General features: G+C 57.5%; 22 protein-coding genes and 1 other RNA gene. 6 read left to right on the top strand and 17 right to left on the bottom strand.

Annotation, left to right across the window (positions count from 1 at the left end):
* Positions 1-103 precede the first annotated feature (103 nt).
* The 3 genes from recJ to xerD are packed head-to-tail and all read right to left on the bottom strand — an operon-like array spanning position 104 to position 3,464.
* Positions 104-1,822, bottom strand: a complete 1,719-nt coding sequence (recJ, locus tag ACETPC_RS08260; protein ID WP_380180364.1) for a single-stranded-DNA-specific exonuclease RecJ — start codon at positions 1,820-1,822, stop codon at positions 104-106.
* 5 nt (positions 1,823-1,827) lie between these two features.
* On the bottom strand, positions 1,828-2,526 hold the full coding sequence (gene dsbC / locus ACETPC_RS08255; protein ID WP_380180363.1) for a bifunctional protein-disulfide isomerase/oxidoreductase DsbC: 699 nt from the start codon (positions 2,524-2,526) through the stop codon (positions 1,828-1,830).
* A gap of 44 nt (positions 2,527-2,570) precedes the next feature.
* On the bottom strand, positions 2,571-3,464 hold the full coding sequence (gene xerD, locus ACETPC_RS08250; protein WP_380180362.1) for a site-specific tyrosine recombinase XerD: 894 nt from the start codon (positions 3,462-3,464) through the stop codon (positions 2,571-2,573).
* Positions 3,465-3,560: 96 nt separating this feature from the next.
* Between xerD and fldB the strand changes: the two genes are divergently transcribed.
* Entirely contained in the window at positions 3,561-4,079 is a 519-nt protein-coding gene (fldB, locus tag ACETPC_RS08245; RefSeq protein ID WP_380180408.1) for a flavodoxin FldB, read from the top strand.
* 157 nt (positions 4,080-4,236) lie between these two features.
* Here fldB and ACETPC_RS08240 read toward each other — a convergent pair whose 3' ends face one another.
* Entirely contained in the window at positions 4,237-4,635 is a 399-nt protein-coding gene (locus ACETPC_RS08240) for a protein YgfX (protein WP_380180361.1), read from the bottom strand.
* A complete protein-coding gene (gene sdhE, locus ACETPC_RS08235) occupies positions 4,616-4,882 on the bottom strand; it encodes an FAD assembly factor SdhE (protein ID WP_380180360.1) in 267 nt (88 codons plus the stop codon). The genes ACETPC_RS08240 and sdhE overlap by 20 nt, the downstream gene beginning before the upstream one ends.
* A gap of 214 nt (positions 4,883-5,096) precedes the next feature.
* Here sdhE and ygfZ point away from each other — a divergent pair, with 214 nt between their 5' ends.
* On the top strand, positions 5,097-6,077 hold the full coding sequence (gene ygfZ, locus ACETPC_RS08230; RefSeq protein ID WP_380180359.1) for a tRNA-modifying protein YgfZ: 981 nt from the start codon (positions 5,097-5,099) through the stop codon (positions 6,075-6,077).
* 26 nt (positions 6,078-6,103) lie between these two features.
* On the opposite strand, the gene ACETPC_RS08225 is transcribed toward ygfZ, so the two are convergent.
* The 9 genes from ACETPC_RS08225 to ACETPC_RS08185 form a co-directional block, all read right to left on the bottom strand.
* Positions 6,104-6,760 (bottom strand): hemolysin III family protein, encoded by a 657-nt coding sequence (locus ACETPC_RS08225; protein WP_380180358.1) that lies wholly within the window; start codon positions 6,758-6,760, stop codon positions 6,104-6,106.
* Between the two features lie 192 nt (positions 6,761-6,952).
* On the bottom strand, positions 6,953-7,696 hold the full coding sequence (locus ACETPC_RS08220) for an SDR family oxidoreductase (protein WP_380180357.1): 744 nt from the start codon (positions 7,694-7,696) through the stop codon (positions 6,953-6,955).
* Positions 7,697-7,846: 150 nt separating this feature from the next.
* Positions 7,847-10,714, bottom strand: a complete 2,868-nt coding sequence (gene gcvP / locus ACETPC_RS08215; RefSeq protein WP_380180356.1) for an aminomethyl-transferring glycine dehydrogenase — start codon at positions 10,712-10,714, stop codon at positions 7,847-7,849.
* An 87-nt stretch (positions 10,715-10,801) separates the two neighbouring features.
* Entirely contained in the window at positions 10,802-11,188 is a 387-nt protein-coding gene (gene gcvH / locus ACETPC_RS08210; protein WP_380180355.1) for a glycine cleavage system protein GcvH, read from the bottom strand.
* A gap of 55 nt (positions 11,189-11,243) precedes the next feature.
* Positions 11,244-12,338: a glycine cleavage system aminomethyltransferase GcvT gene (gcvT, locus tag ACETPC_RS08205; RefSeq protein WP_380180354.1), complete on the bottom strand. Its 1,095-nt coding sequence runs from the start codon at positions 12,336-12,338 to the stop codon at positions 11,244-11,246.
* A 472-nt stretch (positions 12,339-12,810) separates the two neighbouring features.
* Positions 12,811-14,013 carry an FAD-dependent 2-octaprenylphenol hydroxylase gene (ubiI, locus tag ACETPC_RS08200; RefSeq protein WP_380180407.1) on the bottom strand — a complete coding sequence of 401 codons (1,203 nt, stop codon included), beginning with the start codon at positions 14,011-14,013 and terminating at the stop codon, positions 12,811-12,813.
* A gap of 13 nt (positions 14,014-14,026) precedes the next feature.
* Entirely contained in the window at positions 14,027-15,205 is a 1,179-nt protein-coding gene (ubiH, locus tag ACETPC_RS08195) for a 2-octaprenyl-6-methoxyphenyl hydroxylase (RefSeq protein ID WP_380180353.1), read from the bottom strand.
* Positions 15,202-16,518: a Xaa-Pro aminopeptidase gene (gene pepP / locus ACETPC_RS08190; RefSeq protein ID WP_380180352.1), complete on the bottom strand. Its 1,317-nt coding sequence runs from the start codon at positions 16,516-16,518 to the stop codon at positions 15,202-15,204. Before pepP ends, ubiH begins: the two co-directional genes overlap by 4 nt.
* Before the next feature lie 71 nt (positions 16,519-16,589).
* Complete coding sequence (locus tag ACETPC_RS08185; protein WP_380180351.1) at positions 16,590-17,168, bottom strand: YecA family protein; 579 nt, start codon at positions 17,166-17,168, stop codon at positions 16,590-16,592.
* Between the two features lie 170 nt (positions 17,169-17,338).
* Here ACETPC_RS08185 and zapA point away from each other — a divergent pair, with 170 nt between their 5' ends.
* The 3 genes from zapA (at position 17,339) to ACETPC_RS08170 (ending at position 18,559) form a co-directional block, all read left to right on the top strand.
* Positions 17,339-17,668, top strand: a complete 330-nt coding sequence (zapA, locus tag ACETPC_RS08180) for a cell division protein ZapA (RefSeq protein WP_125287340.1) — start codon at positions 17,339-17,341, stop codon at positions 17,666-17,668.
* Positions 17,669-17,709: 41 nt separating this feature from the next.
* Positions 17,710-17,894, top strand: a non-coding RNA gene (gene ssrS / locus ACETPC_RS08175) — 6S RNA.
* A gap of 77 nt (positions 17,895-17,971) precedes the next feature.
* Positions 17,972-18,559: a 5-formyltetrahydrofolate cyclo-ligase gene (locus ACETPC_RS08170; protein ID WP_380180350.1), complete on the top strand. Its 588-nt coding sequence runs from the start codon at positions 17,972-17,974 to the stop codon at positions 18,557-18,559.
* A gap of 48 nt (positions 18,560-18,607) precedes the next feature.
* Here ACETPC_RS08170 and serA read toward each other — a convergent pair whose 3' ends face one another.
* The 3 genes from serA to rpiA all read right to left on the bottom strand — a co-directional run bounded on the left by serA (position 18,608) and on the right by rpiA (position 20,925).
* The gene (gene serA, locus ACETPC_RS08165) at positions 18,608-19,843 is read right to left on the bottom strand and encodes a phosphoglycerate dehydrogenase (protein WP_380180349.1); all 1,236 of its coding nucleotides are present in this window, start codon (positions 19,841-19,843) and stop codon (positions 18,608-18,610) included.
* A gap of 23 nt (positions 19,844-19,866) precedes the next feature.
* Positions 19,867-20,166, bottom strand: coding sequence for a hypothetical protein (locus ACETPC_RS08160; protein ID WP_380180348.1), 300 nt, complete (start codon positions 20,164-20,166; stop codon positions 19,867-19,869).
* Positions 20,167-20,265: 99 nt separating this feature from the next.
* Entirely contained in the window at positions 20,266-20,925 is a 660-nt protein-coding gene (gene rpiA / locus ACETPC_RS08155; RefSeq protein WP_380180347.1) for a ribose-5-phosphate isomerase RpiA, read from the bottom strand.
* A 198-nt stretch (positions 20,926-21,123) separates the two neighbouring features.
* On the opposite strand from rpiA, the gene ACETPC_RS08150 reads away from it, so the two are divergent.
* Positions 21,124-22,020, top strand: a complete 897-nt coding sequence (locus ACETPC_RS08150; RefSeq protein WP_125287336.1) for a LysR family transcriptional regulator ArgP — start codon at positions 21,124-21,126, stop codon at positions 22,018-22,020.
* The last annotated feature ends 23 nt before the right edge of the window (positions 22,021-22,043 follow it).

Here is a 22,043-nt window from a genome sequence, read left to right as displayed (position 1 = left end):
GGGACTGCAAGCTGAGGTTGGTGGAATACCTGGTGTACTCTTTTTGTCTCAACGTACTTTTTAACCCGCAGCCCCGGCTCCATACCGGCGCTACGGGCACTTTTTACAGCGGCCAGAGATGCTCGATAATCAACTGCACGCTGCGGTTGCCGCGAAACTCGTTGATATCCAGCTTATAGGCCAGCTCGACCTGCTTTACGCTGTTATCGGGCCAGAGCGCGGTATCAATATTAAAGGCGATGCCGTCCAACAGCGGCCCGCCGCCCAGCGGTTCCAGCATGACTTTCAGATGGCGTTCGCCCACCAGCCGCTGCTGGATAAGCTTAAACTTGCCGTCGAACTGCGGCTCCGGGAACGCCTGCCCCCACGGGCCCGCCTCACGCAGCAGTTCCGCCGTCGGCAGCGTCAGCTCCTGCGCCATTAGCTGGCCATCTGACCAGACTACGCCCTGTAATGACTCTTCGCTGAGCCAGTCGCCGATCAGCTCGCCGAAGCGCTGGCGGAACTCATCGAATTTATCAGCTTCCAGCGATAGCCCCGCCGCCATCGCATGGCCGCCGAACTTGATAATCAGGCCGGGATAAAGCGTATCCAGCCGCTCCAGCGCGTCTCGCATATGCAGCCCGGTTATCGAGCGCCCCGATCCTTTCAGCGTGCCGTCGCCGGCTGGCGCGAAGGCGATAACCGGACGGTGAAAGCGCTCTTTCAGGCGTGAAGCCAGGATGCCAACCACGCCCTGATGCCATTCGGGATGGTACATGGCAATGCCAAGCGGTAAAGCTTCGCTGCTGCGCTCAAGCTTATCGCACAGCGCCAGCGCTTCCGTTTGCATGCCCTGCTCTATCTCTTTACGCGTCTGGTTCAGTGCATCCAGCTCGCTGGCCAGCATACGTGCCTGAGCAATATCTTCGCTAAGCAGCAGCGCGACGCCGACCGACATGTCGTCTAACCTTCCGGCGGCGTTAAGACGTGGCCCCAGCGCGAACCCTAAGTCGCTGGCGGCCAGCTGGCGCGCGTCACGGTTGGCGATTTCCAGCAGTGCCCGGATGCCAACACGGCATTTACCCGCACGTATACGGCTTAGCCCCTGCCAGACCAGAATACGGTTGTTGGCATCCAGCGGCACCACGTCCGCCACCGTGCCCAGCGCCACCAGATCCAGCAGTTCAGCCAGGTTCGGCAGCGTCGCTACGCCGCTATCCCGCAACCTTGCGCGCAGCGCCAGCATCAGATAAAAAGCGACGCCCACGCCCGCCAGCGAGCGTGAAGGAAATTCACTGTCCGCCAGGTTAGGGTTAACGATAGCTTCGGCATCCGGCAGCGTCTCGCCTGGCAGATGGTGGTCGGTGATCACCACAGCAATGCCTTTTTCGTGCGCCAGCGCTACGCCCGCATGTGAAGAGATGCCGTTATCCACGGTCATAATTAGCTGCGCGCCGCGCGCGGCAGCCTGCTCTACGACCTCTGGACTCAGGCCGTAGCCATCGTCAAAACGGTTAGGCACCAGATATTTAATGTTGCGGCCACCCATGCTGCGCAGAGCCAGTACGGTCAGCGCGGTGCTGGTAGCGCCGTCGGCGTCGAAATCACCGACGATCATAATGCAGAGGTTATCGGCTATCGCCTTTTGCAGGATCTCTGCCGCCCGTTCAATGCCGCTCAGGGAATGAAAGGCGTGCAGGTGTTTAGCGCCGCGCTCCAGCTCTACGGCCTGCTTTACACCGCGATGGGCGTAGAGGCGACGTAGCAGCGGATGCAGATCCTCCGGCAGCTCGCTCTCCTGCGCCGCCACGCGGCGGCGTAATTCGGTTTTTCCTTTCACTGCGTTTAGCCGCCCGCTTTCTGGCTATCCAGCAGTTTTTTCATCTCCTGCGGCCCCTGGTAGCCCGGGATCATCATGCCGTTTTGCAGCAGGATCGCTGGCGTGCCCTGGATGCCGTACAGAATGCCCAGCTGGTAGTGCTTAGCCAGATCGATTTTGCAGTCGGCCGCCGCTGGCGTTTCGCCTTTCATCGCCGCGTCAAAAGCCTTGTTGCGATCGGCTGCGCACCAGATCGATTTCATATCCTTAGCGACCTGGCCGTTCATGCCTTCACGTGGGAAAGCCAGATAGCGCACGGTAATCCCCAGCGCGTTGTAGTCTGCCATCTGTGAATGCAGCTTGTGGCAATAGCCGCAGGTAATATCGGTAAAGACGGTAATCACGTGCTGCTCTTTCGGCGCTTTATAAACGATCATCTCACTGCTTAGCGCCTCGACTTTTTTCTCCAGCAGCTTGTTAGTGACGTTAACCGGCTGGCTGCCGCTGACGTCATAAAGCGGCCCCTGAATAAACTGTTTGCCGTCTTCGGTAACGTAGAGCACGCCGCTCTCGGTCAGCACGGTTTTCATACCCGGTAAAGAGGAAGGCTGGATCTCCATCTGCTGCAGTCCCAGCTTCGCCAGGGATTGTTTGATGGCCGTATCGTCGGCATGTGCCAGACCGGCTGCCACCAGCAGAGAAAGGAGAAGGTAACGCTTTTTCATTTATTATCCTCAGGGCCTTATGCTCAGGCCGTTTAATCTCCGCGTCAGGCGCGGGGATGGTGCTGTTGATGTAACTGCCGTAGCCGCTCTGTGGCGACGTGGGTGTAAATTTGCGTGGTTGAGAGATCGCTGTGCCCTAACAGCATCTGTACGACTCGCAGATCGGCGCCGTGGTTCAATAAGTGCGTGGCAAAGGCATGCCGCAGCACGTGGGGCGATAGCTTTTCACTGTCGATGCCCGCCAGCGTCGCGTAGTGCTTGATGCGGTGCCAGAACGTCTGGCGAGTCATTTGCTGCGCGCGGTTGCTGGGGAAAAGCACGTCCAGCGTTTGCCCGTTCAGCAGCCATGGCCGCCCGTATTCCATATAGTGCTCCAGCCAGTGCATCGCCTCTTCGCCCAGCGGCACCAGACGCTCTTTATCGCCCTTGCCCACTACGCGCACCACGCCCTGGCGCAAACTAACGTTGCTTAACGTCAGGCTGACCAGCTCGGTGACGCGCAGGCCGGTGGCGTAGAGCAGCTCCAGCATTGCCTTGTCGCGCAATTCGATCGGCACATCCGTTGAGGGTGCCTGTAGCAGCCGTTCTATCTGCGCCTCGCTGAGATCCTTTGGCAGCCGCTGCGGCAGTTTAGGCGAGGCCAGCAGCGCGCTGGGATCGTCCTCGCGCAGCTTTTCCCGGTACAGATACTGAAACAGACGCCGCATGGCGCTGAGCAGCCGGGCCGAACTGCTGGCCTTATAGCCGCCTTCCACCCGTTCGGCCAGGAAATTTTGCAGCCCGGCGCTGTCTACGTGCAGCAGATCCAGCTGATGATGCCGCAGCCATTCTACCAGCGACATTAAATCGAGCCGATAAGAGGCTACCGTGTTTTCCGCCAGGTTCCGCTCAATCCATAAGGCATCCAGAAACTGCTCGGTGAGATCGCTGTCCTGCACGTTTGCTCCTCTTCTGCTTAACCGGCGGGCACGCCGTCAAAGCCCAATTCTGATATAATTCGCGCCATTGAACCAGGAGAATTGAGTAAACCGCGTATGAACATCGGGCTTTTTTACGGTTCCAGCACCTGCTACACCGAAATGGCGGCGGAGAAAATCCGCGATTTTATCGGCGAGGATCTCGTTAAGCTGCATAACCTGAAAGAGGATCCGCCGCAGCTGATGGAGCAGTACGATATGCTGATCCTGGGCATTCCGACCTGGGATTTCGGCGAACTCCAGGAAGACTGGGAAGCCGTCTGGGCCGATCTGCCCACGTTAAACCTGCGCGGCAAAACCGTGGCGCTCTATGGCATGGGCGACCAGGCCGAATACAGCGAGTGGTTTCTGGATGCGCTCGGCATGCTGCATGAGCTCTTGCAGCCGCTGGGCGTGCATTTCGTGGGCTACTGGCCCAACGAAGGCTACGAGTTTATCAGTAAAAAACCGCTGACCGCTGAGGGTACGCAGTTTGTCGGCCTGGCGCTGGACGACGTCAACCAGTTTGACCAGACCGACGACCGTATCGCGCAGTGGTGCGAGCAGATCCTGACGGAAATGGCCGCCACGCTGTAAGCCTTGCTGCTTTCGATCTCAGACGGCGGCGATGGCTAATGCCGTCTGAAGTCGGAACAGCTATTGCCGTTTAGCCTTTTCGGTTTAGTGTTACGCACCCGAACCGCTTTCTTTATTTGTCCTGCCGTCCGGCTTTTTATCTGTTAGCTCTGCCGATTTATTCCGCCATCAGCAGCTGCTGGCGGAGCTGCCGCCACTCGGTTTCGGCCATGCTGTCCCGCAGCAGCCAGAGCCTTTCACGCTCGCCCTTAGCGGAGCGCAACGCCAGTAAGATTGCCTGCCGCGTCATCCAGGGCCTGCCGCAGATGCGCCAGTTTTTATCCCGCCATTGCAGCTGGCGATCGGCCAGTAGCGCTATATTGCCTTCCCGGCTACTAATACGGCGCTGGCTGCGCACGCATTCAAATACTGCCAGCGTCAGCAGCAGCATCCAGACCGCCGTTAAGCTCGCCGGCCAGGGAGCCAACAATAACGCCAGCATCACCACGCCGTGCAGCAATAGTGATACCCACTGCGCCAGCCAGGAGACGCGCAGATCAGAACGCCACAGGGCCACGCTGCTGGTTTCGCTGCTGGATCAGGTTAACCATGCGTTTTAGCTCTGCGTCGGCGGGTTCGCCGTGGTTCATTAACCAGTTAAAAAGATCGGGATCGTCGTTTTCCAGCAGACGCACGAATAGCTGTTTGTCGGTGTCGTTCAACGAGTCATATTCAAACTGGAAAAACGGCATGATAGAGATATCAAGTTCGCGCATGCCGCGACGGCACGCCCAGTGCACACGAGCTTTATTATTAATATCCATGCTTTCCATCGTCAGTCAGTGAAAGATGGCCGCTAGTGTAGCGCTTTTTTACAGCGATGTTGATGGCGCAATTTAGCTTTGCGTTCCGTCGCGCAGGATAATTGCGTTTGTTGCAGGCTTACCGCGCGTTTTGTGCGTCGTGTTCAGAAAACTGGTTGCAAAGCCGGGCGGCTCTTTTAACATGAAAGCAGGCTTTTTAATTCAGGAATCCGCTATGCCGACTTTATCTTTTCCGCCCCGTCAACCTGCGGCCTCGGCCCGTTTGCCGCTTACGCTGATTTCGCTGGAAGAGTGGGCGCTGGTGAAAGTATCCGGCGCAGACCGCGTCAGCTATCTACAGGGTCAACTGACGCTGGATGTCGCCGCGCTGGGCGCTAATGCGCATCTGCCCGCCGCCCACTGCGACGCGAAAGGAAAAATGTGGAGCAATCTGCGCCTGTTCCATCGTGGCGAAGAGCTTGCCTATCTGGAGCGCCGCAGCCTGCGCGATACGCAAATCACCGAGCTGAAAAAGTATGCGATTTTCGCCAAAGTCGCTATCGAAGCGGATGATGAAGCCGTGCTGCTCGGCGTGGCTGGTTTTCAGGCGCGCGCCGCGCTGGCACCGCTATTCGCCACGCTGCCGGATGCAGAAAACCCCGTGGTGCAGCAGGATGATGCTACGCTGCTCTGGTTCGCCGCGCCTGCAGAGCGCTTCCTGCTAATCCTCAGCAGCGATAAAGCCGAAACCTTGCGCGCCGCGCTGGATGGCCAGGCACAGCTAACCGACAGCTCACAGTGGCTGGCGTTGAATATCGAAGCGGGCCTGCCAATTATCGACGCGGCAAACAGCGCGCAGTTTATTCCGCAGGCGACAAACCTACAGGCGCTGGATGCCATCAGCTTTAAGAAAGGCTGCTACACAGGCCAGGAGATGGTGGCGCGCGCCAAGTTTCGTGGCGCCAACAAGCGGGCGCTTTACTGGCTTGCCGGTAGCGCCGGACACGTCCCCGCTGCGGCAGATTCGCTGGAGATGAAGCTGGGGGACAACTGGCGCCGAACCGGCACTATTCTGGCCGCCTGTCAGTTAGAGAATGGCGAAGTTTGGGTGCAGGCCGTGCTGAATAACGATCTGGAGCCGGATACGGTGCTGCGCGTGCAGGGCGATGAAGGCGGCAGCCTGGCTATTCAGCCGCTGCCGTACGAACTCTCTTAATGGTAAGGGGCCACGCGGCCCCTTTTTTACGAGACGTAAAAGTAAATAGCCAGGAAGTGGCAAATGCTGCCGCCAAGAACAAACCCGTGCCAGATAGCGTGATTATAAGGGATGCGGTTTGAGAGATAGAAAATAACGCCCAGCGAATAGATCACGCCGCCCGCTGCCAGCAGCCAGACGCCGCCTGGCGAAAGTTTCATCGCCAGCTGATAGATTACAATCAGCGACAGCCAGCCCATCAGCAGATAAGTTACCACCGACAGCGCCTCGAAGCGGTGCACAAACGCCAGCTTAAACAGCACGCCCAGCAGCGCCAGGCTCCAGATCACTACCATCAGGCCATGCGCCAGCGGCGAGTTCAGCCCGACCAGCAGAAAAGGCGTATAGGTTCCGGCAATCAGCAAATAAATGGCGCAGTGATCCAGCCTTTTCAGCCAGAATTTTGCGCGCTGGTGAGGGATGGCGTGATAAAGCGTCGAGGCCAGAAACAGCAGGATCATGCTGCCGCCGTAGAGGCTATAGCTGGTAATGGCCAGCGCATTCGCCTGGCTGTCAATCGCCTGCGAAAGCAGTAGCACCAGCCCGACGATACCGAAAATAAAGCCGATGCCGTGGCTGATGCTGTTGGCTATCTCCTCCGCTACGGAATAGCCCTGCGCTAAAAGTGGTTTCTTATTAGTCATGCTCTGTCACTCCCTAAGTTCGAAGCGAACAGGCTGGCTGAACGGAACGTTTTCAGTTGCCTGCCCGAAAATTGCGCACGTTTAGCTTAGCCGAGAGTGATTTCAGAGTACAAGTGTAAGCTTAAATAAACTGTGAATGGCTGTAACAGTTTTTTGACGACGGAAAACAGAAAGTTACTACGAGGCGGCAGGTCAGCGGCCGCCAGCGGCATCAATTATTGTGCCGGTAATATAAGAAGCCGCATCGCTGAGCAGCCAGAGAATAGCCTGCGCGATCTCTTCCGGCTCACCGCCGCGTTGCATGGGGATAGTTGGTGCAAGGCGGTTAACTCGATCCGCTTCGCCACCATCAGCATGCATATCGGTATAAATAAATCCGGGACGGACGCCGTTAACGCGGATCCCCTGCGCGGCCACCTCGAGCGATAATCCTTTAGTTAACGTATCTACTGCGCCTTTAGAAGCGGCGTAGTCAACATATTCATGCGGCGAGCCGCTGCGGGCTGCGGCAGAAGAGACATTTACAATCACACCGCCCTGCCCGCCATGCTGAAAGCTCATTCGCTTCACTGCCTCCCGACAGCAGAGAAAAGTGCCTGTGACATTAGTAGCGAAAACGCGGTTGATCCTTTCGGCGCTCAGTTGCTCTACGCGGGTTTGCTGGAAAAGGATACCGGCATTATTGACCAGTGCGCTCAACAAGGCGCCACGTTGATCCAGCACGCGAAACATTTCTACGACCTGTTCTTCATCCGCGATATCAGCCTGTACGCTAAATGCTTTTCCGCCCTGCTGATGAATAAGCGAGACGACTTCCGCAGCGGCGCTTTCGCGCTGATGGAAATTGACTGCAATTTGATAACCCTGCTGTGCCAGCAGTAGCGCAGTGGCGCGCCCAATTCCCCGGCTGGCGCCAGTAATAAGTGCCGTTTTCATACTCACCTTTCAAAAGCAAAAAAGGGTACATATTGTACCCTTTGAGGTTGATGACAAAGTATGCGAGTACTTCCGCAAAGGCGCAAAAAGCGTCCTCCGTGGCCCGTAATGCTTTGCTCCGGTCACGGGCAGGTTTGTCAGCGATCCGCTTTACTCATATTCGCTCATTGGCAAACAGGAGCAGAACAGATTTCGGTCGCCGTAAACATCGTCAAGACGCTTAACGGTCGGCCAATATTTGTTGTCGCTGCCCGCCGGGAAGACCGCCAGCTCGCGCGTATAGGGATGCGACCACTCGCCAACGATTTCCTTCTGCGTATGCGGCGCGTTGATTAACGGGTTGTCATCTGCTGGCCATTCTCCTTCCGCCACTCGGTCGATCTCCATGCGGATCGCCAGCATAGCGTCAATAAAGCGATCCAGCTCGACTTTGCTTTCCGACTCTGTTGGTTCCACCATCAGGGTGCCCGCTACCGGGAAAGACATCGTTGGCGCATGGAAGCCGTAGTCGATCAGGCGCTTGGCGATATCCAGTTCGCTAATACCAGTCTGTTCTTTCAACGGACGAATATCCAGAATGCATTCGTGCGCCACGCGGCCATCGCGTCCGGTGTACAGAATCGGATAGGCCGATTTCAGCCGCGCGGCGATATAGTTCGCGTTCAGGATAGCCACCGAACTGGCCTGCTTCAGCCCTTCCGCGCCCATCATGCGGATATACATCCAGCTTATCGGCAGAATCGAGGCGCTGCCGAATGGCGCGGCGGAAACGGCACCCTGCTGCGTTAGCGCGCCGTCGATTTGCACTACGCTGTGGCCCGGCACAAAAGGCGCCAGATGCGCTTTCACGCCGATCGGCCCCATGCCCGGCCCGCCGCCACCGTGCGGAATGCAGAAAGTTTTGTGCAGGTTCAGGTGGGAGACATCCGCGCCGATATAGCCTGGCGTGGTGATGCCGACCTGCGCGTTCATGTTCGCGCCGTCCAGGTAGACCTGACCGCCATACTGATGAACGATCTGGCAAACTTCGCGGATGGTTTCTTCATAGACGCCATGCGTGGAAGGATAGGTCACCATAATGCAGGAGAGCGCTTCGCCCGCCTGTTCCGCTTTCTGGCGCAAATCGTGCAGGTCGATATTGCCCTGTTTATCACAGGCGACCACGACTACTGCCATGCCCGCCATTTGCGCGGAAGCCGGATTTGTACCGTGCGCTGAGCTCGGGATCAGACAAATATGGCGGCCGCCTTCGTTACGGCTTTCGTGATAGCGACGGATCGCCAGCAGGCCCGCATACTCGCCCTGAGCGCCGGAGTTCGGCTGCATGCAAAGTGCATCGTAGCCGGTCAATTGCACCAGCCACTGCGACAGCTGCCCAATCATTTGCAGATAGCCTGCGGCCTGATCGACGGGACAGAACGGATGCAGCTCGGCGAACTCTGGCCAGGTAATCGGGATCATTTCGGCAGCGGCATTGAGCTTCATGGTGCAGGAGCCGAGCGGGATCATTGCCTGGTTCAGCGCCAGATCCTTGCGCTCCAGGCTGTGCATATAACGCATCATCTCGGTTTCGCTGTGGTAGCGGTTGAAAACCGGGTGCGTCAGGATGGCCTCTTTACGCAGCATCGCTGGCGGAACGGAGGCGCTATTGATAGCGGCTTCATCCAGCCTGGCAATATCCAGACCGTGATTTTCGCCCAGCAGAACGGAAAACAGCGCCGCGACGTCTTCCCGCTGCGTGGTTTCATCCAGCGTGATGCCGACAGCATTATGGATATCGCTACGTAAGTTGATGCCAAAGCTCAGCGCGCGATCCAGCACGGCAGCTTTATCGGCGACTTCTACGGTCAGCGTGTCGAACCAGCTTTGGTGGCGTAGCTTCAGGCCGCTCTGCTGTAATCCGGCCGCCAGGATATCCGTCAGGCGATGGATGCGTGAGGCGATGCGCTTCAGCCCTGCCGGGCCGTGAAATACCGCATAGAGGCTGGCGATATTGGCCAGCAGCACCTGTGAAGTACAGATATTGGAATTCGCTTTTTCGCGGCGGATATGCTGCTCTCGGGTTTGCATAGCCATACGCAGCGCGGTATTGCCCGCCGCATCGCGCGAGACGCCGATAATACGGCCAGGCATTGAGCGCTTGTATTCGTCGCGCGCGGCAAAAAAGGCCGCATGCGGACCGCCGTAGCCCATGGGCACGCCAAAACGCTGTGCAGAGCCAAAGACGATATCCACGCCCTGTTTGCCCGGCGCCTCCAGCAGCACCAGCGCCATAAAGTCTGCGGCCACGCTGACTATCGCCTTCCGCGCTTTTAGTTCCGCGATCAGCGAGGTGTAATCATGCACCTCGCCCGTTGTGCCGACCTGCTGCAACAGCACGCCAAACAGATCCTGGTGATCCAGCGCTTTCTCTGCTTTATCGACCAGCACTTCAAAGCCAAAAGTTTCCGCTCTGGTGCGCACTACGTCCAGCGTTTGCGGATGGATATCTTCGGCGACGAAGAAGCGGTTAGCGTTCTTTAACTTGCTGACGCGCTTTGCCATCGCCATCGCCTCGGCAGCGGCGGTTGCCTCGTCCAGCAGCGAAGCGGAAGCGATATCCAGCCCGGTTAAATCCAGCGTAACCTGTTGAAAATTCAGTAGCGCCTCCAGACGGCCCTGGGAAACCTCTGGCTGGTAAGGCGTGTAGGCAGTGTACCAGCCAGGGTTTTCCAGCATGTTGCGCAGGATAACCGGCGGCGTCAGCACCGGCGTATAGCCCATGCCGATGCAGGATTTATAGCGCAGGTTGCGGCTGGCTATCGCCTTTAGCTCGGCCAGCGCCTGATGCTCGGTCGCCGCATCGCCAACGGCGGGCGCGCCGGGCAGCTGAATATCCGCCGGGACGATAGAGGCGATCAGATCGCTAAGGGAAGCGGCGCCAACCGCGTTCAGCATGGCTTCCTGCTGGGCGTGCGAAGGGCCGATATGGCGTTCAATAAAAGCGCCGTGGTGTTCAAGCTGGCTGAGAGTCGTCATGAGCGGTGAATCCTGAATCGGGCAAAAGCATGAAGGGAAAAATGGCGTGGGCCGCGCCGCTAAAGAGCAGGCGGCCCACGCTGGCGCTTATTCGTCGATGCTGGTTTTATAGGCGTCCGCATCCATCAGCGAATCCAGCTCGGATTCGTCGCTGGCTTTGATGCGGAACAGCCAGCCTTCGGCATAGGGCGCGCTGTTGACCAGCTCTGGTTCGCCCTCCAGCGCCTCGTTAACCGCTACGATTTCGCCGCTGACCGGCGCATAGATATCGGAAGCGGCTTTCACCGACTCCGCGACGGCGCAGTCATCGCCCTGGCTGTAGGTATTGCCCACGGCAGGCAGATCCACAAAAACCATATCGCCCAGCAGCTCCTGCGCGTGCTCGGTGATGCCGACGGTATAAGTGCCGTCAGCTTCTTTACGCACCCACTCATGGCTTTCACGGTATTTCAATTCAGCTGGCACATTGCTCATGGCCTTTTCTCCTGAAAATGTTATGGGGCCGCATCCTGCTTCTGCATGCGGTCTTTTAGGCGACCGGCTTACCGGCGCGCACGAAAACAGGTTTAGTTACGCGAACCGGCATTTCGCGGTTGCGGATCTGTACGATCGCTTGCTCGCCAATACCGGCAGGCACGCGAGCCAGTGCAATGCTATAGCCCAGCGTCGGCGAGAAAGAGCCGCTGGTGATTACGCCTTCCTGCAGGTGGCCAGCCGCGTCGGTAAAGCGCACAGGTAATTCATTACGCAGTACGCCTTTTTCCGTCATCACCAGGCCAACCAGCTGCGCCGTGCCTTTTTCACGCTGGATTTCCAGCGCTTCGCGGCCGATAAAATCCCGATCTTCGGGTTGCCAGGCGATAGTCCAGCCCATATTGGCCGCCAGCGGCGAAACGCCTTCGTCCATCTCCTGGCCATATAAATTCATGCCCGCTTCCAGACGTAGCGTATCGCGGGCGCCCAGCCCGGCAGGCTTGACGCCCGCAGCCAGCAGGCGCTGCCAGAAATCCGCCGCCTGCTCGTCAGGCAGCGCGATTTCATATCCCGCTTCGCCTGTATAACCCGTGGTGGCAATAAAGAGGTCGCCGGCCTGCACGCCAAAAAAAGGTTTCATGCCGGCGACGGCTTCTCGCTGCTTATCATCGAGCAGGCTTTGTACTTTGGCCTGCGCCTGCGGCCCTTGTACGGCAATCAGCGACAGATCTTTACGCTCGTTCAGAGCTACGCCAAAAGGTTCGGCATGCTGCGCTATCCAGGCGAGATCTTTTTCCCGCGTGGCGGAATTGACCACCAGCCGAAAAAAATCTTCGGTCATAAAGTAAACAATCAGATCGTCGATAACGCCAGCTGAAGCGTTAAGCATGGCGGTATAAAGAGCTTTGCCCGGCTGGGTGAGTTTGGCGACGTCGTTCGCCAGCAGATAGCGCAAAAATTCGCGGGTGCGCACGCCGTGCAAGTCAACGATGGTCATATGCGATACATCGAACATTCCGGCATCGTTGCGTACCGCATGATGTTCATCTATCTGCGATCCGTAGTGCAGCGGCATCATCCAGCCGTGAAAATCCACCATGCGCGCGCCGCAGGCCTGATGCTGTTCGAACAAGGGAGTTTGCTGAGTCATATCATTCCTGTCTGCAAGTTATTCGCCATCTGCTCCTGCGACAAAAGGCCAGGCGCAAACGATATCCTTACCCGGAACTTACCACCTAACTCTGTTATTAACCATAAGTTAAACCGGGCATGATTTTTCTGGCGCTTTTTTTCGCCTGTCGAAGCATGCAGATATTTAAGCCATGTTTAGCTTTTTTTCTACTCACATATGTTATTAATTAGCCAAATATGCAGAACAAAAATAGCATATCGGCATGATGCAAATAAAAAGCTGCTTTCCGGTTAACGGCTATGGATTAGTAAAAGTAATGCGAAGCATGAGGCTAAATTAGAATTTTTCAAACGAAGCGCCATAGCGGGGCATCGTGCCCAATAAGGGTGCAACAGGCCCGCTGTAGCCAGAACAGATAATGAAATAAGGGAGGATGTTTGAGGGAAAAGCACTGCGTTCAGGATGCAAAGACCCCGAACGCAACAGGCTATTAGCGCAGCCACTCCGGCAGATCGTTCAGCCCCATCGCTTGCTTCAGCAGACGCGGCTTCACGCCGGGAAGGTTATCCGCCAGGCTGAGACCAAAATCGCGCAGCAATTTTTTTGCCGGGTTATTGCCTTTAAACAGCTCGCGGAAGCCCTGCATGCCTGCCAGCATCATCGCCGCGCTGTGCTTGCGGCTGCGTTCGTAGCGGCGCAGGTAAAGATGCTGGCCGATATCTTTGCCCTGCTGATGCAGGCGCTTGATCTCGCCGATCAGCTCGGCAGCATCCATAAAGCCCAGGTTCACGCCCTGACCCGCCAGCGGATGAATGGTGTGTGCGGCATCGCCAACCAGCGCCAGGCGATGGGCAGCGAAATTGCGCGCATAGCGGCCCATCAGCGGGAATGTTTTCCGCTCGCTCTCCAGCTTGCACAGCCCCAGGCGCATATCGAAAGCTACCGACAATTGCTGATTAAAGAGATCTTCCGGCATTGACTGCAGGCGCGTCGCTTCCTGCGGCGGCAGCGACCAGACTATTGAGCACAGATGTGGATCGCTGAGCGGCAGAAATGCCAGGATGCCTTCGCCGTGGAATACCTGACGCGCTACAGCCTCGTGCGGCTGGTCGGTGCGGATATTGGCAACCAGCGCATGGTGATCGTAATCCCAGAACGCCAGCGGAATATCCGCCTTGTTGCGCAGCCAGGAGTTGGCGCCGTCCGCCGCTACCAGCAGCCGTGCCGTCATCATGGTGCCGTCGCTCAGCGTAACGAAAGCTTCGTTATCGCCAAACGCGACCTGCTGCAGCCCGGCTGGCGAAATCAGCGTGATATCGCGCGACTCGCTGGCTTTCTGCCACAGCGCCTGATGGATGACCTTGTTTTCAATAATATGACCCAGATGCGCCAGACCCTGCTGGCCGTCATCGAATTCAATGCGGCCAAAGCTGTCGCGATCCCAGACTTCCATACCGTGGTAAGCGCTGGCGCGATCGGCCAGAATCGCGCTCCAGACATCCAGATGCTGCAGCAGCCGTTCGCTGGCGGCATTGATGGCGGAGACGCGCAGCGCTGGCGCGCTTTCGCCTGGCGTGGCCTGCGGCGCTTCGCGTTCCAGCACGGCAATCTTCATGCCGCTGCCCTGCAATCCGCAGGCAACGGCCAGGCCGACCATTCCGCCACCGGCGATAATAACATCATAGGTTTGCATCACTGCTCTCTCCTTAACGCTCGACCCAGCCTAACGTGCGCTCGGCCAGCAAATTACGCGCCAGCGGCAGCGAATCCATCGCCATCAGGCCCAGATTTCGCCCCAGCACCAGCGGCGTGTAGCGGTTAGCAAACAGCCTGACCAGACTGTCGGTTATCCCGATAGTTGCGATGGCATCCGGCTGGCGGCGCTGCTGATACTGCCGCAGCACGCCGTAGCCGCCGACATCCTGCCGCGAGCGCCAGGCTGCGGCGACGGTTTCCGCCAGCGACATTACGTCCCGAATGCCTAAATTAAACCCCTGGCCCGCAATCGGATGCAGCGTTTGCGCCGCGTTGCCGACCAGGGCCAGACGATGGGAAACGTGCTGTGAAGCGGACTGCAGCGTCAGCGGATAGCTGTGGCGCTGCCCGACCTGGGTAAAACGCCCCAGCCGCCAGCCAAAGGCTTTTTGCAGCTCTTCTAAAAACTGCTTGTCCTGCAAGCCGTCGACCCGCTCTTTCTGCGCCAGCGGATGGCACCATACTAAAGAACTGCGACCATTGGACATTGGCAGCAGCGCCAGCGGACCGTGCTCGGTAAAACGTTCAAACGCCCGGCCAAGATGCGGCTGCGCCGTTGAAACATTGGCAATTACCGCGACCTGTTGATAATCCTGCGCCTGCCACTGCACGCCGCAGGAAGCAGCGACGGCGGAACGGGAACCGTCTGCGGCTACCAGCAACTGTGCAGTCAGCGTTTCGCCGTTATCCAGCAATACATTGACCTGCTGCTGCGTGCGGTCGACTCTGTCTACCTTCGCCGGGCAGACGATGCGCACGCCGGGCGCTTTTTGCAACAGTTTAAAGAACCGCTGACCAATATCGTGCAGTTCTACTACCTGGCCCAGCGCGGGAATGCCGTAATCCTCTGCATTCAGCGACACAAAGCTGGCGTGGCCGCGATCGCTGACGTGCACATGGGTAATTGCCGTCGCGCACTCTTTGATGGCTGGCCAGAGATTGATCGAGGCCAGTTGCTGGCAGGAACCCTCCGCAAGCGCTATCGCCCTGCCATCATAGCCGGGATGCGTTCTGGAAGAAGGATCCCGCGCCTCGACCAGCGTGACCGGCAGCTTGCCCTGAGTGAGATGGGAAATAGCCAGCGCCAGCGTGGCGCCCGCCATGCCCCCGCCTGCGATAATTATGCTCATTGTGTTTTCGCCGCCACCATTAGCGCTTCGATCTCGTCGGCATCTTTAACCACGCTGTCGGTGAGATTTTCATTGCCGTTTTCGGTGATCAGAATGTCATCTTCCACGCGGATGCCGATGCCGCGATACTCTACTGGTACATCCGCATCCGGCGCGATATAGAGGCCCGGCTCTACCGTTAGCACCATACCCGGCTCCAGCACGCGATCTCGCTCGTGACCGTAGTCGCCGACATCATGCACATCTAACCCCAACCAATGGCTAAGGCCATGCATAAAGAACTGGCGGTGCGCCTGTTCTGCAATCAGCGTTTCCACCTCACCTTTCATCACGCCCAGCTCAACCAGACCCGTAACCATAATGCGTATTACTTCCGCATTGACTTCGCGGATGCTGGTGCCGGGACGAAACAGCGCCAGCGCACGGTGCAACGAAGCCAGCACGATATCGTAGACGGCGCGCTGAGGAGCGCTGAATTTGCCGTTGACCGGGAAGGTGCGTGTGATGTCGCCCGCATAGCCTTTCAGCTCGCAGCCCGCGTCAATCAGCACCAGATCGCCATCGCGCATCTGGCTCTCGTTTTCGGTGTAGTGCAGGATGCAACCATTTTCACCGGAGCCGACGATAGTGTTATAGGACGGGAAGCGCGCACCGTGCCGGTTGAATTCATGATGGATTTCGCCTTCCAGCTGATATTCGAACATGCCTGGCCGACACTGCTGCATTGCCCGCGTATGCGCCAGCGCGCTGATCCTGCCCGCTTCCCGCATTACTGCAAGCTCTTCCGGCGATTTAAATAACCGCATCTCATGCACCCAGGGACGCCAGTCGGTCAGCGTGGCTGGCGCCTTCAGATTCTGTCGGGAACCGCGCCGAAGTTTTTCCAGCGCGCCGAACAGCAGGCTGTCTGCCTCTTCGTAAAGCCCCTGCGCGTGGTAAACCACATCCAATCCGTTGAGCAGCTGCGGCAGCTGTTCGCTGACGTCGTTCCAGGGCAGCGCACGATCGACGGCAAGTTTCTCCGGCGCAGCCTGCTGGCCCAGACGACGGCCAAACCAGATTTCGGCGCTAAGATCGCGAACGCGATTGAACAGCACGCTGTGGCTGTGGTTTTCCGCGCTTTTGATCAGCACCAGCGCCGCCTCTGGCTCGTTGAAACCGGTGAAATACCAGAAATCGCTGTTTTGACGATAAGGGTATTCGCTGTCGTTGCTGCGCGTCGCTTCCGGCGCGGCAAAGATCACCGCCGCGCTGGCTGGCGCCATTTTCGCCAGCAGCGACTGGCGGCGGCGCACGAACTCTTGCTGTGTCATCAGCTTCTCCTGAATGCAATCCATGTTAACCGCCCGTCGCTCTGTTTCGACGCCCGGCGTAGCGCCTGATATCAATGCAGCGTCGGTTTCTTCACTTCAACCGCTGTTGGCGCGATATGGGTAAAAGTGTCATGGCAGAGCAGCGCCGCCACGCGCACGTATTCGATTACCTCTTCCAGCGACTGCTCCAGCTCTTCCTGGTCTTCATCTTCATCATAGCCGAGCTGGGCGATAGTACGCAGATCGTCGATCGCCTCGCCGGTTTCGCCTTTGACCTTATCAAGCTTAGGCTGTGAAACGCCCAGCCCCAGCAGGAAATGGTTGACCCAGCCCGCCAGCGCATCGGCGCGGTCAAAGACGGTGATATCGTCATCTTCCGGCAGATAAAGCTGAAACAGGAAGCCTTCGTCCTCAAGGGTATCGCCGATGCCCTGATGCAGCTGCTGCAAGGGCTGCGCCAGCGACTGCGAGAACGCCATGCCTTCGTTGGTCAGGTCGTGAACCAGCGTCTGCCAGCTGTTGTCCTTATTGCCGCCGCAGAGGATCCCGCTGATCAGGCCGTGCATTTCAGCCGGGGTCATCCCCACGCCCTGCTGGGTTAGTGCTGAAGCCAGCGCGTCGTAGCCCGGCATTGTGTTTGATAGTGACATAGGTTTTGGTCATCGTTGGCTGGTTAAGTTCGTGTTATGCTACCACCAGGTGCCTCTTTGATTCCAGAAAGGGGTTGTTTCTTCTGCCAGGGGTAGATATAGTTGCGCCCCTCCCAAGCCATTGAGCGGTAAGGGAGATTACCGGCGAAGTAATCAGTCAGGATGGTTTTATGTCTGCACAGCCCGTAGATATCCAAATTTTTGGCCGTTCCTTAAGAGTGAATTGTCCGCCTGAACAGCAAGATGCGCTGAATCTGGCTGCTGAAGACCTTAATCAACGGTTGCAAGATTTAAAAGTTCGCACTAGAGTCACCAATACTGAACAGCTGGTTTTTATCGCCGCCCTGAATATTTGTCACGAGCTGGCACAGGAAAAGATGAAAACCCGCGATTATGCCAGTAATATGGAACAGCGTATCCGAATGTTACAGCAGACCATCGAGCAGGCGTTGCTTGAGCAGGGTCGCATTACGGAAAGAACTGGAACGCAATTCGAATAACACGTTAGCGTTATCTGTGATACAGTGACGGTGATGTAAAAAATTCTCTGAGGTGTTTGCAAGCGGGCCAGTCCCCTGAGCCGATATTTCATACCAAACAGAGTGTGGCGCTCTGTAACCTGTGTGCATGCTCGGTCCGTCCGAGAAGCCTGATGGTTATGACGGTACACTCACCTTGAACCAAGGGTTCAAGGGTTACAGCCTGCGGCGGCATCTCGGAGATTCCCTTCTTTTCACCTGCAAAGCTCGACTGTTTTGACGGCGTGCGCTTTACGCCTCTCGCGCTTTGAAACGGTGAAACTCATGAACCTTAGCCTTCTCGATCGTCAGGATATCCGCACCCATGTGCGCCATTTGCGCCGCAATCTGACGCCGGAGCAGCAACGCCAGGCCGCCGTGCAGGTTGCCGAACACGCCCTGAATTTCCAGCCCGTTCAGCAGGCCCGCAAAATCGCGCTGTTTCTGTCCTTTGACGGCGAGCTGGATACCCGGCCGCTTATCGCCAAACTCTGGCAGCGCAAGCAGGAGGTTTACCTTCCCGTTCTGCACCCTTTTTCTCGCGGCCAGCTACTCTTCCTGCGTTACGATGCCGATACACCACTGAAGCCCAACCGCCTGCGTATTCCCGAGCCGCCGCTGGACGTGCGCAATCTGGCGACGCTTAAAGAGCTGGACGTCATCATGGTGCCGCTGGTGGCTTTCGATCGGGAGGGGCAGCGTCTGGGTATGGGCGGCGGCTTTTACGATCGCACTTTGCAGAACTGGCGCAGCCACGGCATGCTGCCGGTTGGCCTGGCGCACGACTGCCAGCAGGTAGAAAAGCTGCCGGTAGCAGAATGGGATGTGCCGCTGCCGGCAATTATCACGCCGGCGAAAATCTGGCAGTGGTAGAGGGAAGATAAAAAGGGGACGTCCGTCCCCAGATTTTAAGACGGCGCCTTAGTAAAGCAAGCGTGCGCGCATAGTACCCGGAATAGCCTTCATCAGCTGTAGCGCGGTATCAGCAACGTCTTTAGGTGCATCGATATCAATCACCACGTAGCCCATCTGCGGCGTCGTTTGCAGGTACTGTGCGGCAATGTTAATGCCCTGCTCTGCGAAGATGTTGTTGATAGCGGTCAGCACGCCAGGACGGTTTTCGTGAATATGTAGCAGTCGGCTTTGGTCGCCGTGCATCGGCAGCGAGACCTCCGGGAAGTTGACCGCCGAAAGCGTGGAGCCGTTGTCGGAGTATTTCGCCAGCTTGCCTGCCACTTCGATACCGATATTTTCCTGCGCTTCCTGAGTGGAGCCGCCGATATGCGGCGTCAGGATCACGTTATCAAATTCGCACAGCGGCGAGTTAAACGGATCGGCGTTAGTTGCCGGTTCTTCCGGGAACACGTCGATAGCCGCGCCGGCCAGGTGTTTATCTGCCAGCACTTTACACAGGGCCGGGATATCTACCACCGTTCCTCGTGAAGCGTTGATCAGCAGCGAGCCTGGCTTCATCATCGCCAGCTCTTCGGCACCCATCATGTTTTGAGTGGAAGCGGTCTCCGGTACGTGCAGGCTTACCACGTCGCTCATATTCAGCAGTTCCGAGAGGTAGCGAACCTGCGTAGCGTTGCCCAGCGGCAGCTTGTTCTCAATATCATAGAAGTAGACGTGCATCCCCAGGCTTTCCGCCAGCACGCCCAGCTGCATACCGATATGGCCGTAACCAATGATGCCCAGTTTTTTGCCGCGGGCCTCGTAGGAGCCGACCGCCAGCTTGTTCCAGATGCCGCGATGCGCCTTAGCGTTGGCCGCCGGCACGCCGCGCAGCATCAGCAGCAGTTCGCCGATAACCAGCTCTGCCACGGATCGGGTGTTGGAGAAAGGCGCGTTGAACACCGGAATGCCGCGCTTTTCCGCAGCCTGCAGATCAACCTGGTTGGTGCCGATACAGAAGCAGCCGACCGCTACCAGTTTCTCCGCTGCCGCGAAAATTTCTTCGGTCAGGTTGGTACGCGAGCGGATGCCGATAAAATGCGCGTCGCGGATCGCTTCTTTTAGCGTTTCGCTGTCCAGCGCGCCCTTATGGAATTCGATGTTGGTATAGCCCGATGCCCGCAGGTTATCAATCGCGCTCTGGTGCACGCCTTCGACCAGCAGAAACTTAATCTTGTCTTTCTCCAGTGATACTTTTGCCATTTCCCGACCCTATTCAGCAGACTTCAGAAGGGGCTGGCTTTGTCTGTAATAAGCCAGCCTTCTGTCAAAATATCAAAATTTTCGCGCGCGGCAATACAAACGATTGCCTGCAAAGCTTTCCTCAGCCGGAAAGCCCGTGCCGGAATTGGCAGATAATCACGGCGCAGAGAACATCCCCAGCAGGATCGCCATGCAGGGATTGATTCCGTGATATAAGTCACCAAATTTACGGCAGGAAAGAAAAGATGTTTTTTTAGTAAAAATAACCGGCGCAAGCGATATGGCGGTAAGATCGTTTTTTTATGGCGTTTGCCTGCCAGCAAAGCTGGCCGCTCTGTGATAAAAAGTGGCCGTCTGGCGGCTTACTGTCAACCGGCGGCCATTTCTTTTACTCTTTGCTCTGACGTTGCCTGCTGTCAGGGTTATTCGCCCAGCGTTTTTACGCCATCCGCCGTGCCGATAAGCGCTACATCCGCGCCGCGCGAGGCGAAAAGCCCCACCGTCACCACGCCCGGCAGCGCATTAATAGCCTTTTCCAGCGCCACGGCGTCCAGGATTTCCAGGTTGTGTACATCCAGGATAATGTTGCCGTTATCGGTTACCACATGCTGACGATATTCCGGTAAACCGCCCAGCTTGACCAGCTCGCGCGCCACAAAGCTGCGCGCCATAGGAATGACCTCTACCGGCAGCGGAAATTTGCCCAGCACGCCTACCTGCTTGGATTCATCGGCGATGCAGACGAATTTCTTCGCCACGGCGGCAATGATTTTTTCGCGCGTCAGCGCCGCGCCGCCGCCTTTGATCATCTGCATCGCGCCGTTGATTTCGTCGGCACCGTCGACGTAGACCGACAGCGAATCTACCTCGTTCAGATCGAAAACCGGAATGCCCAGGCTTTTCAGCCGCAGCGTGGAAGCCTCCGAGCTGGAGACCGCGCCTTCGATCTCGTTTTTGATCGAACCCAGCGCATCAATAAAGTGGGCGGCGGTAGAGCCGGTGCCCACGCCAACGATAGTGCCGCGCTCGACGTATTTCAACGCGGCCCAGCCAACGGCTTTTTTCAGTTCATCCTGCGTCATGATAAGTTTAGAATCCGTGCTGCTACTGTGTGGCGATAGTATAAAACAACCCTCGCCGAAAAAACCGCCCGGCGTCGCCATTTGTTGTCACTCTGGAAGCGAGGCCGCAAAACAGGGACGCGGCGGTTTAAGCGCAGGCAAAATGGCAAAAATATGGCATAGTGCAGCATCCACACCTGAAAGAGAGCTAAAAGAACAATGAAACGCCCGGACTATCGAACGCTTCAGGCGCTGGACGCAGTGATTCGCGAACGCGGCTTTGAGCGCGCGGCGCAAAAACTTTGTATTACCCAGTCAGCCGTTTCCCAGCGCATCAAGCAGCTGGAAAATATGTTTGGCCAGCCGCTGCTGGTGCGCACCGTGCCGCCGCGCCCTACGGAACAGGGGCAAAAGCTGCTGGCGCTGCTGCATCAGGTAGAGCTGCTGGAAGAAGAGTGGCTGGGCGATGAAAATAGCGGCACTACGCCGCTGCTGCTGTCGCTGGCGGTCAACGCCGATAGTCTGGCAACCTGGCTGCTGCCCGCGCTGAAAACGGTGCTGAGCGATTCACCGGTGCGCCTGAATCTGCAGGTAGAAGACGAAACCCGAACTCAGGAACGCCTGCGCCGGGGCGAGGTGGTTGGCGCAGTAAGTATTCAGCCACAGCCGCTGCCAAGCTGCCTGGTAGATCAGCTGGGCGCGCTGGATTATCTGTTTGTTGGCTCAAAAGAGTTCGCCGCTCGCTATTTTCCGAACGGCGTAACGCGCTCCGCGCTGTTAAAAGCGCCAGCGGTAGCTTTTGACCATCTGGATGATATGCATCAGGCGTTTTTGCAGCAGAACTTCGACCTTTCGCCGGGCAGCGTGCCCTGCCATATCGTTAACTCTTCGGAAGCTTTTGTGCAGCTGGCGCGTCAGGGCACTACCTGCTGTATGATCCCGCATCTGCAAATTGAGCGCGAGCTGGCGGAAGGCGAACTGATCGATCTGACGCCGGGCCTGTTCCAGCGCCGCATGCTTTACTGGCACCGCTTCGCGCCGGAAAGCCGCCTGATGCGCAAAGTGACGGATGCGCTGATTGCGCATGGCCATCGCGTGCTGCGCCAGGGCGAGTAGCTGCCCGGGCAAAAAACGTCCGG

Origin of the sequence: Pantoea sp. sgz302252 (assembly GCF_042610525.1) — a bacterium.
Classification (GTDB): domain Bacteria; phylum Pseudomonadota; class Gammaproteobacteria; order Enterobacterales; family Enterobacteriaceae; genus Erwinia.
This window is presented reverse-complemented; position numbering and strand designations above follow the sequence as displayed.

Excerpts from the sequence above, each read along its gene's own strand:
- dsbC (WP_380180363.1), bottom strand. The coding sequence starts at position 2,526 with ATGAAAAAGCGTTACCTTCTCCTTTCTCTGCTGGTGGCAGCCGGTCTG.
- fldB (WP_380180408.1), top strand. The coding sequence starts at position 3,561 with ATGAACATCGGGCTTTTTTACGGTTCCAGCACCTGCTACACCGAAATG.
- sdhE (WP_380180360.1), bottom strand. The coding sequence starts at position 4,882 with ATGGATATTAATAATAAAGCTCGTGTGCACTGGGCGTGCCGTCGCGGC.
- ygfZ (WP_380180359.1), top strand. The coding sequence starts at position 5,097 with ATGCCGACTTTATCTTTTCCGCCCCGTCAACCTGCGGCCTCGGCCCGT.
- ACETPC_RS08225 (WP_380180358.1), bottom strand. The coding sequence starts at position 6,760 with ATGACTAATAAGAAACCACTTTTAGCGCAGGGCTATTCCGTAGCGGAG.
- ACETPC_RS08220 (WP_380180357.1), bottom strand. The coding sequence starts at position 7,696 with ATGAAAACGGCACTTATTACTGGCGCCAGCCGGGGAATTGGGCGCGCC.
- gcvP (WP_380180356.1), bottom strand. The coding sequence starts at position 10,714 with ATGACGACTCTCAGCCAGCTTGAACACCACGGCGCTTTTATTGAACGC.
- gcvH (WP_380180355.1), bottom strand. The coding sequence starts at position 11,188 with ATGAGCAATGTGCCAGCTGAATTGAAATACCGTGAAAGCCATGAGTGG.
- gcvT (WP_380180354.1), bottom strand. The coding sequence starts at position 12,338 with ATGACTCAGCAAACTCCCTTGTTCGAACAGCATCAGGCCTGCGGCGCG.
- ubiI (WP_380180407.1), bottom strand. The coding sequence starts at position 14,013 with ATGCAAACCTATGATGTTATTATCGCCGGTGGCGGAATGGTCGGCCTG.
- ubiH (WP_380180353.1), bottom strand. The coding sequence starts at position 15,205 with ATGAGCATAATTATCGCAGGCGGGGGCATGGCGGGCGCCACGCTGGCG.
- pepP (WP_380180352.1), bottom strand. The coding sequence starts at position 16,518 with ATGACACAGCAAGAGTTCGTGCGCCGCCGCCAGTCGCTGCTGGCGAAA.
- ACETPC_RS08185 (WP_380180351.1), bottom strand. The coding sequence starts at position 17,168 with ATGTCACTATCAAACACAATGCCGGGCTACGACGCGCTGGCTTCAGCA.
- zapA (WP_125287340.1), top strand. The coding sequence starts at position 17,339 with ATGTCTGCACAGCCCGTAGATATCCAAATTTTTGGCCGTTCCTTAAGA.
- ACETPC_RS08170 (WP_380180350.1), top strand. The coding sequence starts at position 17,972 with ATGAACCTTAGCCTTCTCGATCGTCAGGATATCCGCACCCATGTGCGC.
- serA (WP_380180349.1), bottom strand. The coding sequence starts at position 19,843 with ATGGCAAAAGTATCACTGGAGAAAGACAAGATTAAGTTTCTGCTGGTC.
- rpiA (WP_380180347.1), bottom strand. The coding sequence starts at position 20,925 with ATGACGCAGGATGAACTGAAAAAAGCCGTTGGCTGGGCCGCGTTGAAA.
- ACETPC_RS08150 (WP_125287336.1), top strand. The coding sequence starts at position 21,124 with ATGAAACGCCCGGACTATCGAACGCTTCAGGCGCTGGACGCAGTGATT.